Here is a 616-nt window from a genome sequence, read left to right as displayed (position 1 = left end):
GAATGTTGCTCAAAAGCCATCATCACACTGAAAACCAATGGACGAAAAGCCAGTGATATTGAGGCTTCTATCAATCAATGGTTGTTTCAAGTCCCAAGCCATCTCCTTAAGTCGATCACATTTGATTGCGGGAAAGAATTTTCTAATTGGAAATCTATTTCGAATGCACACGACATTGATATTTTCTTTGCGGATCCAGAATGTCCTGGTCAACGAGGTCTTAACGAACATTCTAATGGTTTATTAAGACAAAATGGACTACCGAAACAAATGGAGTCTACTAATATTTCTCAAAATTATTTATCAGCTATAGCTGATAAAAGAAATAGAATCCCTAGGAAGTCTCTGAATTATCAAACACCATACTAAGTTTTTCTGTGTTACATGAAAAGTCTAACTTAATTTGACAATCTAGGTCATATAAAAGCGGAAAATGAGCTACAAAAATTAAACGAGGCTTGTATACACAAATTTAAACGGGCGATGTCTAACTAAATCATAGTTGTGACATCAGTGGTTTATTATATCCAAATAAATATATAATATTATATCAGAAATTTTTCTTTTCCCTAAAAAATAATGCATTAGCAAAATAAAATTAAACCCGTACCTTGAA

Annotated in this window: 1 protein-coding gene; it reads left to right on the top strand. The window is 32.6% G+C overall.

Translation table 11 applies throughout. The annotated features are described in order from the left end of the window. Window positions 1-369, top strand: a 369-nt coding sequence (locus SORDD16_RS10885; protein ID WP_128973515.1) for an IS30 family transposase, incomplete at its 5' end; no start/stop codon positions are given. Between the last annotated feature and the right edge of the window lie 247 nt (window positions 370-616).

The sequence above is a fragment of the Streptococcus oralis genome (assembly GCF_001578945.1).
GTDB classification, from domain to species: domain Bacteria; phylum Bacillota; class Bacilli; order Lactobacillales; family Streptococcaceae; genus Streptococcus; species Streptococcus oralis_Q.
The sequence above is the reverse complement of the archived record's forward strand: the minus strand, read 5'-3'. Positions and strand labels throughout refer to the sequence as shown.